The 14,472-nt window shown below is 72.3% G+C and carries 15 protein-coding genes, 1 other RNA gene and 1 pseudogene; 16 read left to right on the forward strand and 1 reads right to left on the reverse strand.

Annotated features, from left to right (window positions below; genetic code table 11):
- Positions 1-40: 40 nt before the first annotated feature.
- On the reverse strand, positions 41-1,267 hold the full coding sequence (locus NHH00_RS06960) for a pyridoxal phosphate-dependent aminotransferase (RefSeq protein WP_253051133.1): 1,227 nt from the start codon (positions 1,265-1,267) through the stop codon (positions 41-43).
- A gap of 200 nt (positions 1,268-1,467) precedes the next feature.
- Between NHH00_RS06960 and NHH00_RS06965 the strand changes: the two genes are divergently transcribed.
- From NHH00_RS06965 to ssrA, 16 genes and pseudogenes are all read left to right on the forward strand, one after another.
- Positions 1,468-2,766, forward strand: coding sequence for a CpaF family protein (locus NHH00_RS06965; RefSeq protein ID WP_253051447.1), 1,299 nt, complete (start codon positions 1,468-1,470; stop codon positions 2,764-2,766).
- A 1-nt stretch (position 2,767) separates the two neighbouring features.
- Complete coding sequence (locus NHH00_RS06970; RefSeq protein WP_253051134.1) at positions 2,768-3,628, forward strand: type II secretion system F family protein; 861 nt, start codon at positions 2,768-2,770, stop codon at positions 3,626-3,628.
- Entirely contained in the window at positions 3,625-4,566 is a 942-nt protein-coding gene (locus NHH00_RS06975; protein ID WP_253051135.1) for a type II secretion system F family protein, read from the forward strand. The genes NHH00_RS06970 and NHH00_RS06975 overlap by 4 nt, the downstream gene beginning before the upstream one ends.
- Before the next feature lie 80 nt (positions 4,567-4,646).
- A complete protein-coding gene (locus NHH00_RS06980; RefSeq protein WP_253051136.1) occupies positions 4,647-4,862 on the forward strand; it encodes a hypothetical protein in 216 nt (71 codons plus the stop codon).
- Positions 4,863-4,890: 28 nt separating this feature from the next.
- The gene (locus NHH00_RS06985; RefSeq protein WP_253051137.1) at positions 4,891-5,271 is read left to right on the forward strand and encodes a TadE/TadG family type IV pilus assembly protein; all 381 of its coding nucleotides are present in this window, start codon (positions 4,891-4,893) and stop codon (positions 5,269-5,271) included.
- Positions 5,268-5,747 carry a TadE/TadG family type IV pilus assembly protein gene (locus NHH00_RS06990; protein WP_253051138.1) on the forward strand — a complete coding sequence of 160 codons (480 nt, stop codon included), beginning with the start codon at positions 5,268-5,270 and terminating at the stop codon, positions 5,745-5,747. Before NHH00_RS06985 ends, NHH00_RS06990 begins: the two co-directional genes overlap by 4 nt.
- Before the next feature lie 65 nt (positions 5,748-5,812).
- Complete coding sequence (locus NHH00_RS06995) at positions 5,813-6,238, forward strand: hypothetical protein (protein WP_253051139.1); 426 nt, start codon at positions 5,813-5,815, stop codon at positions 6,236-6,238.
- 189 nt (positions 6,239-6,427) lie between these two features.
- Positions 6,428-7,042 (forward strand): hypothetical protein, encoded by a 615-nt coding sequence (locus tag NHH00_RS07000; RefSeq protein ID WP_253051140.1) that lies wholly within the window; start codon positions 6,428-6,430, stop codon positions 7,040-7,042.
- 133 nt (positions 7,043-7,175) lie between these two features.
- Positions 7,176-8,315, forward strand: coding sequence for a COG1470 family protein (locus NHH00_RS07005; protein ID WP_253051141.1), 1,140 nt, complete (start codon positions 7,176-7,178; stop codon positions 8,313-8,315).
- 76 nt (positions 8,316-8,391) lie between these two features.
- On the forward strand, positions 8,392-9,504 hold the full coding sequence (gene prfB, locus NHH00_RS07010) for a peptide chain release factor 2 (protein ID WP_253051142.1): 1,113 nt from the start codon (positions 8,392-8,394) through the stop codon (positions 9,502-9,504).
- Positions 9,505-9,667: 163 nt separating this feature from the next.
- Positions 9,668-10,348: pseudogene (gene ftsE, locus NHH00_RS07015) on the forward strand (cell division ATP-binding protein FtsE); the annotation flags it as partial.
- A 200-nt stretch (positions 10,349-10,548) separates the two neighbouring features.
- Positions 10,549-11,460: a permease-like cell division protein FtsX gene (ftsX, locus tag NHH00_RS07020; protein ID WP_047234060.1), complete on the forward strand. Its 912-nt coding sequence runs from the start codon at positions 10,549-10,551 to the stop codon at positions 11,458-11,460.
- A gap of 1 nt (position 11,461) precedes the next feature.
- The gene (locus tag NHH00_RS07025) at positions 11,462-12,832 is read left to right on the forward strand and encodes a M23 family metallopeptidase (RefSeq protein WP_253051144.1); all 1,371 of its coding nucleotides are present in this window, start codon (positions 11,462-11,464) and stop codon (positions 12,830-12,832) included.
- Between the two features lie 139 nt (positions 12,833-12,971).
- On the forward strand, positions 12,972-13,442 hold the full coding sequence (smpB, locus tag NHH00_RS07030; RefSeq protein WP_047234045.1) for an SsrA-binding protein SmpB: 471 nt from the start codon (positions 12,972-12,974) through the stop codon (positions 13,440-13,442).
- Positions 13,443-13,543: 101 nt separating this feature from the next.
- Positions 13,544-13,957 carry a hypothetical protein gene (locus NHH00_RS07035; RefSeq protein ID WP_253051145.1) on the forward strand — a complete coding sequence of 138 codons (414 nt, stop codon included), beginning with the start codon at positions 13,544-13,546 and terminating at the stop codon, positions 13,955-13,957.
- A 138-nt stretch (positions 13,958-14,095) separates the two neighbouring features.
- Positions 14,096-14,462: a transfer-messenger RNA gene (gene ssrA / locus NHH00_RS07040) on the forward strand.
- The last annotated feature ends 10 nt before the right edge of the window (positions 14,463-14,472 follow it).

Here is a 14,472-nt window from a genome sequence, read left to right on the forward strand (position 1 = left end):
GCCGGTCCGGCAGCCGCCCCGGTGACGGGTCGGGGCGCGGTCAGGAGCGACGCGTGGCGCCGAGGCGGGCGAGCCGGCCCACCGCCTGGCGGAGCACGTCCTCGCGCTTGACGAAGGTGAACCGCACGCGCGAGGCCAGCGCGCGGGCCGTCGTCGACCCCGGCGTGCAGAACGCGCTCACGGGGACGGCGACGACGCCCGCGAGGGCGGGCAGCTCACGGCACAGGGCGACGCCGTCCTCGACGCCGAGCGGGGCGCCGTCGGCGATGACGAAGTACGTGCCCTGGGGGACGACGACGTCGAACCCGGCCCGGACGAGGCCCTCGCACAGCAGGTCCCGACGCGCGGCGAGCGAGTCGGCGAGCGCGCGCGGGGTCTCGTCGTCGGACAGGGCGTCGGCGATGGCGGGCTGGAACGGCGCGCCGGACGTGTAGGTGAGGAACTGCTTGACCGTGCGCACCGCGGTGACGAGCGGCTCCGGCCCGTGCAGCCAGCCGATCTTCCAGCCGGTGAACGAGAACGTCTTGCCCGCCGAGGAGATCGTGACCGTGCGCTGCCGCATCCCGGGGAGGGTGGCGATCGGCACGTGCCGGGCGTCGTCGAACGTCAGGTGCTCGTAGACCTCGTCCGTCACGACGACCGCGTCGTGGCGGCGCGCGACGGAGGCGATCGCGTCGAGCTCGTCGAGGTCGAGCACCGTTCCCGTCGGGTTGTGGGGCGAGTTCACGAGGATGAGCCGCGTGCGGTCGGTGACGGCCGCGCGCAGGGCGTCGAGGTCGAGGCGGAAGCGGTCCGGGCCGGGCACGAGCGGGACGGTGACGTGGTTCGCCCCCGCGAGCGCGATGCACGCGGCGTGGGAGTCGTAGAACGGCTCGAGCGTCACGACGTCGTCCCCCGGGCCGGCGAGCGCGAGGATCGTCGCGGCGAGGGCCTCCGTCGCGCCCGTCGTCACGAGGACCTCGGTCTCCGGGTCGGGGTCGAGCCCGTAGTGCCGGTACTGGTGGCTCGCGACCGCGTTGCGCAGCTCGAGGATCCCCGGGCCGGGCGGGTACTGGTTGTGGCCCTCCTCGATCGCGCGGACCGCGGCGTGCTTGACCGTCGCCGGGCCGTCGACGTCGGGGAACCCCTGCCCCAGGTTGATCGCCCCGGTGCGGTGCGCGAGGGCCGTCATCTCGGCGAAGACCGTCGCCGCCACCGCGCCGTCCGCGCCGAGGAGGCCGGTGGCACGGGCGGCGGCCTGCCAGCGGCCGGGCGGGAGGTCGGTCATGACCCGACCCTATCGGCGCCCGCGCCCACGATGTGGGACGGCGCGGGCGGGTTTCACCGAGGGGTACGGCCCAGATCCCGAGGCTCCGGGCACGGGTGTCCACAGGGCACTCCCGCGAGCCGCGCGGATGCCCTACTCTCTCGGTCAGGTCTTTCGGTCCGGCGGGGCAGCCGGCCAGCAGAGCAGGGGGAATGCTCGACATGTCTACGGACACGCACGCCGTCGGCGTGCTCGAGGGCGAGGTGCGGGAGCTCGTCCGACGCCGCGGGGTGGACCCCGCGCGCGACCGGGCGGCGGTCGACGAGCTCGTCCGCGAGGTGGTCGCCGACTACGAGACGCGGAGCGCGCTCGGAGCCGTCGCGCCGCTCGCCGACCCGACGGCCGCCGGTCGCGCGGTGGTCGACTCCGTGGCCGGCCTCGGGCCGCTCCAGCCCTACCTCGACGACCCGGAGATCGAGGAGATCTGGATCAACGCGCCCTCGCAGGTCTTCGTCGCGCGGGGCGGCCGGTCCGAGCTCACGACGACGATCCTCACCGCGGAGCAGGTGCGCGACCTCGTCGAGCAGATGCTGCGTTCGTCCGGACGCCGGCTGGACCTGTCCAGCCCGTTCGTCGACGCCTCGCTTCCCGGGGGCGAGCGGCTCCACGTGGTCATCCCTGACGTCACGCGCAGCGCATGGGCGGTCAACATCCGCAAGCACGTCGTCCGTGCGTCGCACCTCGACGACCTCGTCCGGCTCGGGTCGCTCACCCCGCAGGCGGCGACGTTCCTCGACGCCTCCGTCCGCGCGGGGCTGAACATCCTCGTCGCGGGCGCCACCCAGGCGGGCAAGACGACGATGCTCAACGCCCTCGCAGGCTCGGTGCCGCCCACGCAGCGCGTCGTGACGTGCGAGGAGGTGTTCGAGCTCCGGTTCGCCGTGCGGGACGTCGTCTCCATGCAGTGTCGGCAGCCGAGCCTCGAGGGGACCGGCGAGATCCCGCTGCGCCGCCTGGTCAAGGAGGCGCTGCGCATGCGCCCGGACCGGATCGTCATCGGGGAGGTCCGCGAGGCGGAGAGCTTCGACCTGCTCGTGGCCCTCAACGCGGGCGTCCCCGGGATGTGCACCCTGCACGCCAACTCGGCCCGCGAGGCGATCACCAAGATGTGCACGCTGCCGCTGCTCGCCGGCGAGAACGTCTCCGACCGCTTCGTGGTGCCCACCGTCGCGTCCTCGATCGACCTGGTCGTCCACCTCGGCGTCGACGCCGACGGGCGGCGCGTCGTGCGCGAGGTCCTGGGAGTCACGGGCCGGGTCGAGCAGGGCGTGGTGGAGGCCGCGGAGATCTTCGTCCGGACGGGGGACCGGCTGGTGCGGGCGGACGGGTTCCCGCCCGGCGCGGACCGGTTCGCGCGCGCGGGGATCGACCTGGCGGCCGTGCTGCACCCGGAGCGTTCGCGCGTCCCCGCCACGGCGGCGGGCACCTCGGTGAGCACGGCCTGGTCGGGAGCGAGCTGACGTGGGCGTCGTCGTGGGGTTCCTGCTCGGCGCGGGCCTGTTCTGCGTGTGGTGGTCGTTCTGGACGCCGGGCCCGCGCCGGGAGCGCCGGTCGGACGGCTGGACGGCGCGCACCCAGGACCTCCTCGTGCAGGCGGGTGCGCCGTCAGTGACGCCGGGCGCGCTCGTCGCGACGAGCGTGGGCGTGGGGCTCGTGGTTCTTCTCGTCGCGACGGTCCTCGCCGGGTCGGTCACGATCGCCACCTGCTTCGGTGCGATCGCCGCGTCGGTGCCGGTGCTCGTCGTGCGCTCCCGTGCCCGACGCCGGAGGGCGCGGCTGCGCGACGTCTGGCCCGAGGTGCTGGACCACCTCGCTTCCGGCGTCCGTGCGGGCCTGTCGCTCCCCGAGGCCGTGGGCCAGCTGGGCGAGCGCGGCCCCGCGGACCTGCGGGAGCCGTTCGTCCGGTTCGCGGTCGACTACCGGGCGTCGGGGCGCTTCGGGGAGTGCCTGGACCGGCTCAAGGAACGGCTCGCGGACCCGGTGGCGGACCGCATCGTGGAGGCGCTCCGGCTGACGCGCGACGTCGGCGGGACGGACCTCGGACGGCTCCTGCGCACCCTCTCGACGTTCCTGCGCGAGGACGCGCGGACCCGCGGCGAGCTCGAGGCACGCCAGTCCTGGACGGTCAACGGTGCGCGGCTCGCCGTCGCGGGCCCGTGGGTGGTGCTCGGCTTCCTCGCGACCCGGCCCGAGACGGCGGCGGCGTACAACTCGCTGTCGGGTGCGCTCGTCCTCGGCGTCGGCGCAGCCTGCTCGGCCGCGGCGTACCAGCTCATGCTGCGGATCGGGCGGCTGCCCGAGGAGGAGAGGGTGCTCCGATGAACGCGCTCGACGTGTCGCTGACGGGAGCCGCGATCGGAGCGCTCGGCGCCGTGGGGCTGCTGCTCGTCGTCGCGGGCGTCCGCGGCCGCGCGATCCGGCTCGACGAGCGCCTCGCGCCCTACCTGCGGACGCACGACCGGACGTCGGTGCTGCTCCGCGACCAGCCGACCCGGACGCCGTTCCCGACGGTCGAGCGTCTGGTCGCCCCGGTGCTCGCGGACGCGGGTCGGGCGCTCGAGCGGCTCGGCTCGACGTCCTCCGACGTCCGCCGTCGGCTCGAGCGCGCGGGCCGGCGTCAGAGCGTCGAGCAGTTCCGTGCCCGCCAGCTGGTGTGGGGCGTCGTCGGGCTCGCGCTGGGCACGTTCGTCGCGGTGGTCCTCGCCGCGACGCGGGGCTCGTCCGTCGTACTGCTCGTGCTGCTCGCGCTGCTGTGCGGGGTGGGTGGCGTCCTCGCCTGCGACCACGCCCTGACGCGCGCCGTGCGACGCCGCGAGGAACGCATGCTCGCGGAGTTCCCGACCGTCGCGGAGCTGCTCGCCCTCGCGGTGAACGCCGGCGAGGGCCCGGTGGCGGCGCTCGAACGGGTCGCCACGACGGCCCACGGAGAGCTTTCGGGCGAGCTCCGCGCGATGCTCGCGTCCGTGCGCGCCGGCACGCCGCTCGCGCGGGCGCTCGAGCAGCTCGCCGACCGGACGGGCCTGCCGAGCCTGACCCGCTTCGCGGAGGGGGTCGCCGTCGCCGTCGAGCGCGGGACTCCGCTCGCCGACGTCCTGCGCGCCCAGGCGCAGGACGTGCGCGAGTCCGGGCGTCGCGCACTCATGGAGGCGGGCGGAAAGAAGGAGGTGGCGATGATGATCCCGGTCGTCTTCCTCATCCTCCCGGTGACGGTCGTCTTCGCCGTCTTTCCGTCGCTCGCCACGCTGCGGCTCGGGTTCTGAGCGCGCGGCTCCTAGGGCGCGTCCGGCGCCCCCACAGCTCACGTACGACACGACTCACGACGGACGAACGAGGGGAAACCATGCAGGGGTCGGGACGCAGGACGACGGATGCACGGCGAGCGGGGCGCGAGGCGCTCGGACGCCTGGTGGGCGGGGACGCGGAACGCGGCGACGTCCCGGGGTGGGTGCTCATCACCTTGATGACCGCGGGCCTCGTCATCGCGTTGTGGGCTGTCGCAGGTCCGGCGCTGACGCAGGCCTTCAGCAACGCGATCTCGAGCGTGGGCGCGCCCTGAGGTGGCGCACGGAGTCGGTCGCGGCACGGTGACGACGGACCCCGAGCGCGGGTCGGCGGTGGTCGACTTCACCCTCGTGTCCGTCCTGGTGCTCGTGCTGTTCCTCGGCGTCGTCCAGGTAGCGCTCGCCGTCCACGTGCGGGCGACGCTCGTGGACTGTGCCGCCGAGGGTGCTCGGGTCGCAGGCCGTGCCGACCGTGGCCCGCAGGACGGAGCTGCCCGAACGCGCGACCTGATCACGGCCGCGCTCTCGTCCCGGTACGCGCAGGACGTCGTGGCGCGTCAGACGGTCGTCGACGGCCTCCCGGTCGTCGAGGTGACGGTCTCCGCGCCGCTCCCGGTGGTGGGTCTCCTCGGTCCGGCGGGCGTGGTGACCGTCGACGGGCACGCGCTCGAGGAAGCGCCGTGAGCCGCTGGCTGCGGGCGCTGCTCGCTCGCCTCACCGGGGGCGAGCGGAGGGCGGAGCGGGGGAGCGCCGTCGTGGAGTTCCTCGGCGTCGCGCTCGTGCTGCTGCTGCCGGTGACGTACCTCGTGCTGACGGTCGGGCGGCTGCAGGCGGCCACGTTCGCGGTCGAGGGCGCCTCGCGGGAGGCGGCGCGCGCGTTCGTGACCGCGCCGTCCGTGGCCGACGGTGCGCGGCTCGCCGAAGCGGCCGTCAGGCTCGCGCTCGACGACCAGGGCTTCGAGCCCGGTGCCGACGTGCTGACGATCTCGTGCTCGGCCACGCCCTGTCTCGAGCCCGGGGCGGAGGTGGTCGCGCGGGTGAAGTTCGAGGTGCCGTTGCCGCTCGTCCCGCCGTTCGTCCGGGCAGCGGTGCCCCTCGCGGTCCCCGTCGAGGCCCAGCACGTCGCGCCCGTCGACGAGTACGCCGCGAGGCGGCCGTGAGGCGCGCGCGCCTCGATCCGTGGCGACGGTGCACGTCCTGCGACGGTCCGGAGGACGGTCGGATCATGCTCCTCACGACGGCCTTCGTCGCGTTCGCGCTGCTGCTGGTCACGGTCGTGGTCAGCGCGACGCAGGTGCACCTCGAGCGCAAGCGGCTGTACGCGCTCGCGGACGCGCTCGCGCTCACGGCAGCAGACTCGATGACGCCCGAGTCGTTCTACACGGGCGCCGCGACCGCACCCGTCGAGAGCGGCGTCCTGACGCTCACGGATTCCTCGATCCGGTCGGACGTCCAGGACTACCTGGACCGGAATCCCGGTGCGCTCGACGGCCTGCACGACGTCGTGGTGACCGAGGCGTCGACCGCCGACGGCCGCACCGCGACGGTGCGTCTCGCCGCTCGGGCACGACCCGCGATGATCAGCTGGGTGACCCAGGCGTGGAGTGATGGCATCATCGTGCGTGCAGAGTCACGTGCCAGAGCGTGGTGAGCACCTGTTGCTGTTCGACGACGAGCATCCAGGAAGGGACGGTACGCAACGACGCGCGAGCATGCTCCCGCGCCTTTGTTTACTTTCTTAACTTTGGATGGCCACTTCTGGTTCCTCTCTGTCAAAACCCCAGGTTCGCCGCTATGGTGATCCGGTCCGACAACAACTCCAACGATGGAGAGCTACAACATGAACGCACGAGCAACGAAGAAGCTCGTCGCCGGGGGTGCCCTCGGCGCGATGCTCATCGGCACGGTCGCCCTCGCGTCCGCTGCCACCGCAGACCAGGTGGGCGACGACCAGGGTGTCAACGTCTCCGTGGAGATCGAGTCGAACGTCGAGCCGGGCAACCTCGCGCTCTCGGTCGCCTCGAACGCGACCACGCTCACCGAGGTCGACTCGACGGTCGAGAACACCCGCGAGTTCACGGGTGACCTCCCCAACGTCACCGTGACCGACACGCGTACCGAGGCGCCTTCGGGCACCGGCTGGTACGTCGTGGGCAGCGCCTCGGACTTCACCGGTGACGCTGGCATCATCGAGGCAGCGAACCTCGGGTGGGCCCCGACTCTCGTGAGCGAGAGCGAGAGCGGCCTCGTTCAGGCGGGCGAGGGCGTCGACCCCGCGCTCGAGAACGGCCCTGGCCTCGAGGAGCAGGACCTCCTGGTCTCGGCGTGGGACTCGGCCGAGGTCAACCCGGAGGGCTCGTGGACCGCGTCCGCGGGCCTCACGCTCCGCACCGCCGAGGACGTCGCCGCCGGCGCCTACTCCTCGACGATCACGCTCTCCCTCTTCGAGGACTGAGCACACGGTCCTCGTGACCTGACGGCCGGCCGCGGTCGGCCGTCGACCGAGCAGTCCACGGCGGGCCGCTCCACTCGTCCGACAGAGGTCGGATCGGGTGGGCGGCCCGCCGTCGTACGGAGAGAGCACCTGCGTGAACCCTGCATCACACCTGAGCCACGGACTGCGCCGCCCGGCCCGCTGGGTCGCCGCGGCCGGAGCGGCGCTCGTCGCAGCGCTCGCGCCCGCGCTGCCGGCGGGCGCGGCGTCCAGCGGCGTCCTGCCGCTCGACACCGAGGACGTCATCACCTGGGGCGTCAAGCCCGCCGACGCGGACGGCCCGGACGGGCGGTCCCGCGTCGAGCTGGTGCTCGACCCCGGGGCATCCGCGTCCGAGCATCTCGCCGTGTCGAACTTCAGCGACGTGCCCGTGACCTTCTCGATCCAGGCCGCGGACGGGTACATCAACCCCAAGGGCCGGTTCAACATGCTGCCGTCGGACCGGGAGTCGACCGGGGCCGGGACCTGGATCGAGGTCCAGGACTCGGTCGAGGTCGCGCCCGACGCGACGGTCGTCGTGCCGTTCACGGTGGCCGTCCCGGACAACGCCACGCCCGGCGACCACGTCGCCGGTATCGCCGCGACGATGACGAGCACCGGTGCGGGGGAGGGCGGGACGAGCGTCGGCGTGGAGAGCCGCGTCGGCTTCCGTGTCTCCACGCGCGTCACAGGAGACGTGGAGCCGGTCCTGACGGTCGAGAACGTCAAGGCGTCCTACACCCCGTCGTGGAACCCGTTCGCCGCGGGTGACATGACCGTCTCCTACGACGTGACGAACGACGGCAACGTCCGTCTCGGTGCCGATGGCGACGTCGCGACGTCGGGGTTCTTCGGGCTGCTGTCCACGGACCGCTCGGCGACGCAGATCCCCGAGGTCCTGCCCGGCGGCTCGCAGCGGTCCCGCGTCGAGACGCCGAACGTCTGGCCGCTCGGCCCGGTCCGGTCGACGATCACCGTCACCCCGACGGTGGTGGACGACGACCAGGTCGACGCGCCGCTCGAGCCCGTCACGGTCACCGTGACGACCTGGGCCGTCCCGTGGCCGCAGCTCCTGCTGATCGCGATCGTCGTGGTCCTGATCGTCGGCGTCCGCGACGACCGCCGACGCCGGCGCCAGCGTCTCGAGGCGATGCTCGCCCGGGCGCGCGACGAGGGCCGCCAGCAGGCAGCCGGGAGCGAGCCCGCGACGTCGGGCACGGGTGCGCCCGCCGCGAAGGGCGAGCCGAAGGCCTGACCTTCCGCGCCGCCGGGCACGGGTCTGCCGGCCCGGCGGCGCGGAGCGCGCGCGGTGTCGCGTAACCTTGAACCTCGTGGCCACCATCGACTTTCCGACCGAGATCAAGGCGCTGCGCAGCACGCTCGAGTCCATCGAGAGCGTGAGCGACCCGGAGGTGCTGCGCGCGAAGATCGCGGACCTCTCGGAGAAGGCGTCGGCCCCCGACCTGTGGGACGACCCGGACGCCGCGCAGAAGGTGACGTCGGCACTCTCCGCGGCGCAGTCCGAGCTGGACCGGGTGAAGAAGCTCGGCCAGCGCATCGACGACGTCGAGACCCTGGTCGAGATGGGCCAGGAGATGGAGGACGAGGACACCCTCGTCGAGGCGGAGGCCGAGGTCGCGGCGATCCGCAAGGACCTCGACCAGCTCGAGGTCCGCACGCTCCTCGCCGGCGAGTACGACGCGCGCGAGGCCGTCGTCACGATCCGCGCGGGCGCGGGTGGCGTGGACGCGGCCGACTTCGCGGAGATGCTCCTGCGCATGTACCTGCGCTGGGCGGAGCGCCACGGCTACCCGACCACCGTGCTCGACACGTCCTACGCCGAGGAGGCGGGCCTCAAGTCCGCCACGTTCGAGGTGAAGGCTCCGTACGCCTTCGGCCACCTGTCCGTCGAGGCGGGCACGCACCGTCTCGTGCGCATCTCGCCCTTCGACAACCAGGGGCGTCGCCAGACGTCGTTCGCGGCCGTCGAGGTCATCCCGCTCATCGAGCAGACCGACTCGATCGAGATCCCGGAGTCGGAGATCAAGGTCGACGTCTTCCGGTCCTCGGGCCCGGGCGGGCAGTCCGTCAACACGACGGACTCCGCGGTGCGCATGACGCACATCCCGACCGGCATCGTCGTGTCGATGCAGAACGAGAAGTCGCAGATCCAGAACCGCGCCGCCGCGCTGCGCGTCCTCCAGTCCCGCCTGCTGCTCGTGCGCCAGGAGGAGGAGAACGCGAAGAAGAAGGAGCTCGCGGGCGACATCAAGGCGAGCTGGGGCGACCAGATGCGCTCCTACGTGCTGCAGCCGTACCAGATGGTCAAGGACCTGCGGACCGAGCACGAGGTCGGCAACCCGTCGGCGGTCTTCGACGGCGACATCGACGACTTCATCGAGGCCGGGATCCGCTGGCGCCGCGGGGTGCAGAAGGAGGCATGACCCTCTGCGCCTGCCCCGGGGCCGATTGATCCGAGCAACGGATCGATGCGCCCGGGTGCGGCGTGTCCGCCCCGCCGGGCCGGAGGCGCGTGCCTACCCTCGGGATCGTGCGACGAACCTCGTTCGTCCACGGATCGACCCCCGACCCGAGGAACGTGCCGCTGTGATCCGCTTCGAGAACGTCACCAAGGTCTACGCGCGCGGCGCGAGGCCGGCCGTCGACGACGTGTCGATGGAGGTTCGCCGCGGCGAGTTCGTCTTCCTCGTCGGCGCGTCGGGCTCCGGCAAGTCGACGTGCCTGCACCTCGTCCTGCGCGAGGAGCGCCCGACCAAGGGAAAGGTCTTCGTCGCGGGGCGGGACCTCGGGTCGCTGTCGAGCTGGAACGTGCCCAAGCTGCGGCGCCAGATCGGGGTCGTCTTCCAGGACTTCCGCCTCCTGCCGAACAAGACGGTGTTCGAGAACGTCGCGTTCGCGCTCCAGGTCATCGGCAAGCCGCGGCACACGATCGCGATCACGGTCCCCGAGACGCTCGAGATGGTGGGGCTCGCGGGCAAGGAGAAGCGCCGCCCGCACGAGCTCTCCGGCGGCGAGCAGCAGCGCGTCGCCATCGCGCGCGCCATGGTCAACCGCCCGCCGATCCTGCTCGCCGACGAGCCCACCGGGAACCTCGACCCCACGACGTCGCTCGGGATCATGCGCCTGCTCGACCGCATCAACCGCACCGGGACCACCGTCGTCATGGCGACGCACGACGAGGAGATCGTCAACCAGATGCGGCGTCGCGTCATCGAGCTCGACACCGGGACGCTCGTGCGTGACCAGGCGCACGGCGCCTACGGCGCGCGCGGGCAGGTCATCCCGGACCCTGACCGGGACGACCCGGGCACCGCGCACGGCGCGGCGCCCGAGTCGGCGCCGACGACGGCCGTCCCGCGCGTGCCACCGGCTGCGGCTCGGTCGGCTGCCGAGGAGGAGCCGGCCGAGCCGCCGTCGCGACGCTCGGTGCGCCGCCACGTCGAGGCGACGGCGGGGGAGTGATCGGCGTGCGACTCCAGTTCATCCTCGCGGAGCTCGGTCAGGGCTTGCGCCGCAACGTCTCGATGACGGTCTCCGTCGTCCTCGTCACCTTCGTCTCGCTGACGTTCGTCGGCGCGTCGATGCTCCTGCAGGCGCAGATCGGGAAGCTCAAGGACGACTGGTACGACAAGGTCGAGGTCTCCGTCTTCCTGTGCCCCACCGGCTCGCCGTCACCGACCTGCGCCGCGGGCGAGGCGACCCCGGACCAGATCGCCGCCCTCGAGGACGTCTTCGAGTCCGAGCTCGCCGACGAGATCCAGACCGTGTACTTCGAGTCCAAGGACGACGCGTTCGCCGCGTTCCAGGAGCGGTACCCGGACGGCTACCTCGGCACGCAGCTCACCGTCGACGACATGCAGGCGTCCTTCCGCCTCAAGCTCACCAACCCGGAGAACTACGAGGTCGTCAACGACGTCGTCACCGGGCGCCCGGGCGTGGAGGTCGTCGAGGACCAGCGCCGCATCTTCGACTCGCTCTTCCTCGCGCTCAACCGCGCGTCGCTCCTCGCCGCCGGCCTCGCCGCGGTCATGCTCCTCGCCGCGGTGCTGCTCATCACGACGACGATCCGGCTGTCGGCGCTGAGCCGGCGCCGTGAGACCGGCATCATGCGGCTCGTCGGGGCGTCGAACCTCTTCATCCAGCTCCCGTTCCTGCTGGAAGGGGCGATCGCGGCCGTGCTCGGTGCGCTCCTCGCGGTCGGCGGGCTGTGGGTGGGGGTGAAGTACCTCGTCACCGACTGGTTGTCGCAGTCCGTGACGTGGGTGGCCTACGTCGACGAGTCGGACGTGCTGCGCATCGCGCCCGTCCTCGTCGGTATCGCGTTCCTCCTGGCGGCCGTCTCCTCGGTCGTCACGCTCAACCGCCACACGAGGGTGTGAGATGACCCGGGACCTCCGCCGCGCGACCGCGGCCCTGATCGCCACGACGATGCTCCTCGTGGGGAGTGTCGCGTCGGCCACCGCCGACGACATCGACGACCGCCGAGCAGCCGCGGAACGCCGCCAGTCCGAGATCCTCGGCAACCGCGAGCAGCTCCAGTCCCAGCTCGAGGACACCGACGCCGAGCTCGCGCAGGCGGTGGTCGACCTCCAGGCGATCGAGGCGCGCCTGCCGGTCGCCCAGGCCGAGCTGGACGCCGCCGAGGCCGAGGTCGAGCGGACCCAGCGCGAGGCGGAGCTGCTCGCGCAGCGGCTCGAGGACGCGCTCGGACAGGAGGCCGCGATCAGCGCCGAGATCGAGCGCGGCGCGACCGAGGTCGCCGACGCGAAGTCCAGCATCGCGGAGATGGCGCGCCAGGCGTACCGCGGTCAGGGCGACGTCTCGAGCCTCGGCATCGTCACGGGTGCGCAGAGCACCGAGGAGTTCATCGAGGAGTACGCGGTCTCGTCGACGGCGGCGCGCAGCCAGTCTCGGTCCCTCCAGGACCTCCTCGAGGCCGAGTCGGTCGCGCGCAACCGCGAGGCGCGCCTGCAGGCGGTGCGGGAGACGGTCGCCGACCTGAAGAAGCAGGCGGACGAGAACGTCGTCGCCGCCGAGGCCGCGCGCAAGGCGGCGGCGGACCGCAAGGCCGAGGTCGAGCAGCTCATCGTCGACCAGCAGGCGAAGAAGGCGACGATCGAGGCGCGCAAGGCCGCGGCCGAGGCGAAGGTCGCCGAGAACGAGGCCGCCCAGCAGTCGCTGCAGCAGGAGATCAAGGGGATCATCGCCGAGCAGGCGGAGCGCGACCGCAAGGCCGCGGAGGAGGAGGCCCGGCGTCAGCAGCAGGGGCAGTCCTCCGGTGGGGGCGGCTCGTCGGGCGGCGGTGGTGGTGGCGGCGGCTCCTCCTCGGGGGGAGACCGCGGCAGCATCTCGAGCTTCCTCTCGTTCCCGACCGCCGTGCCGTACGTGACGTCGAGCTACGGGATGCGGCTGCACCCGATCCTCGGGTACTACCGCCTGCACGCGGGGACCGACCTGCGCGCCTACTGCGGGACCCCGATCATGGCCGCGGGTCCGGGCACGGTGGTGCACGCCCAGTGGCGCAACGGCTTCGGCAACCAGGTCCTGATCAACCACGGGACCGTCGGCGGCTCGAACCTCATGACGAGCTACAACCACCTCACCCGGTTCGCGGTCTCCTCCGGGCAGGCGGTCAACAAGGGCGACGTCATCGGCTACTCGGGCAACACCGGGCTGTCCGGGGCGTGCCATCTCCACTTCGAGGTGTACGTCAACGGGTCCACCATCGACCCGATGTCGGTCCTGGGCTGATCCGGCCCGCCTCGTCGTGCGCTGCGTGCCCGACCCCCCGCCGCCCCGCGCGCGGGGGATAATCGGTACCGGGCGTCGTCGGGCACCCGTACGCTGGTGCGCCGGCGACGACACGACAGCGAAGGACGGTAGGACACGGATGGCGAAGGACACCGGCCGCAAGGTCGTCGCCAGCAACCGCAAGGCACGCCACGACTACGTGATCGAGGACGTGTACGAGGCGGGGATCGTCCTGTCGGGCACGGAGGTCAAGGCGCTGCGCATGGGGCGCGCCTCGCTCGTCGACGGCTACGTCGCCGTCGACCGCGGCGAGGCCTGGCTCGAGAACGTCCACATCCCCGAGTACACCGAGGGCACCTGGAACAACCACGCGCCGCGGCGCAAGCGCAAGCTGCTCCTGCACAAGGAGGAGATCCTGCGCCTGGAGTCCAAGACGCGCGAGAAGGGGCACACGATCGTGCCCCTGGCGCTGTACTTCCTCGACGGCCGGGCCAAGGTCGAGATCGCGCTCGCGCGCGGCAAGAAGGAGTACGACAAGCGCCAGGCGCTGCGCGAGAAGCAGGACAACCGCGAGGCGCAGCGCGCGATGCGGCAGCGCGAGCTGCGCTGACCCGGGCGCGTCGGGTCCGACGACGGCCTCACCCGCTGGTGGCGTCGCCGCCCTCGACGTACGGTCGAGGACGAGACGTCGACCACGAACCAGGAGGCCCCATGGTCAAGCTCCGCCAGTACATCCCGCGCCTCGCGGCGGGTGCGTACATCCTCAACTCCGGCCTGAACAAGCGCGGCGCGGACGAGGCGACCGCGCAGGGGATCCACGGCATGGCGGCGGGGACGTACTCGTTCCTGGGGGACGTCGAGCCGAGGCAGTTCACCAAGGCGCTCTCGACCACGGAGATCGCGCTCGGCGCGGCGCTCGTCGCCCCGTTCGTCCCTACCGGGCTCGTGGCCGTGGGCCTGGGCGTGTTCTCGGCCGGGCTCGTGGGCATGTACCTGAAGACCCCGGGCATGACGCGCGAGGACGGCGTGCGCCCGACCGAGCAGGGCACCGGGCTCGCGAAGGACGTGTTCCTCCTCGGGATCGCGGGCGGTCTGCTCGTGGACGCGCTGAGCCGCAAGAAGTAGGCGCCGGCGACGCGCACCGAGCCTCGTCCGGGAGGTGCGGAAATATCGGTGCGGCGGCCGGCGTTCATCCCGTAGGCTTGTCCCGCTGAGCGAGGACCGGGGCCGCCCGGGAGCCGCGCAGTGTTTGACAACTCCACAGGGGGTGATCGGTTTCGACGGTGGTCGTGCTTCGAGGAGAAGCGGGCCGAGGATGCAGGCTTATCTCGTTAACGATGTCTGCAAACCACAGGTGCCGATAACAAGCGCACCGACTTCGCCCTCGCCGCCTGAGCGAGCCCCGAAGTCCGTCAGCCCGAGCTAGCTCTCGACTCGGATCCTGGCGTCATCTAGAGAGCCACTGCTCGTAGTCCTCGTCATCGGGGCTGCGGGGACTTTCAGGTGACTGAGCCCGTCCGCACCTTGTCTGCGTGAGTGCGGGGGCCGAGAAAAACGACAGCAGACTGCGCCCGGAGAAGTCCTCGATCGGCGTCACCGGACCGGGGTTCGATTCCCCGCACCTCCACCCCTGCGGCAAC

Origin of the sequence: Cellulosimicrobium cellulans (assembly GCF_024124905.1) — a bacterium.
Classification (GTDB): Bacteria; Actinomycetota; Actinomycetes; order Actinomycetales; family Cellulomonadaceae; genus Cellulosimicrobium; species Cellulosimicrobium cellulans_G.

What these genes read in the sequence shown, in the direction of transcription:
- NHH00_RS06960 (WP_253051133.1), bottom strand. Translation starts at nt 1,267, where the DNA reads ATGACCGACCTCCCGCCCGGCCGCTGGCAGGCCGCCGCCCGTGCCACC.
- NHH00_RS06965 (WP_253051447.1), top strand. Translation starts at nt 1,468, where the DNA reads ATGTCTACGGACACGCACGCCGTCGGCGTGCTCGAGGGCGAGGTGCGG.
- NHH00_RS06975 (WP_253051135.1), top strand. Translation starts at nt 3,625, where the DNA reads ATGAACGCGCTCGACGTGTCGCTGACGGGAGCCGCGATCGGAGCGCTC.
- NHH00_RS06980 (WP_253051136.1), top strand. Translation starts at nt 4,647, where the DNA reads ATGCAGGGGTCGGGACGCAGGACGACGGATGCACGGCGAGCGGGGCGC.
- NHH00_RS06995 (WP_253051139.1), top strand. Translation starts at nt 5,813, where the DNA reads ATGCTCCTCACGACGGCCTTCGTCGCGTTCGCGCTGCTGCTGGTCACG.
- NHH00_RS07000 (WP_253051140.1), top strand. Translation starts at nt 6,428, where the DNA reads ATGAACGCACGAGCAACGAAGAAGCTCGTCGCCGGGGGTGCCCTCGGC.
- NHH00_RS07025 (WP_253051144.1), top strand. Translation starts at nt 11,462, where the DNA reads ATGACCCGGGACCTCCGCCGCGCGACCGCGGCCCTGATCGCCACGACG.
- smpB (WP_047234045.1), top strand. Translation starts at nt 12,972, where the DNA reads ATGGCGAAGGACACCGGCCGCAAGGTCGTCGCCAGCAACCGCAAGGCA.
- NHH00_RS07035 (WP_253051145.1), top strand. Translation starts at nt 13,544, where the DNA reads ATGGTCAAGCTCCGCCAGTACATCCCGCGCCTCGCGGCGGGTGCGTAC.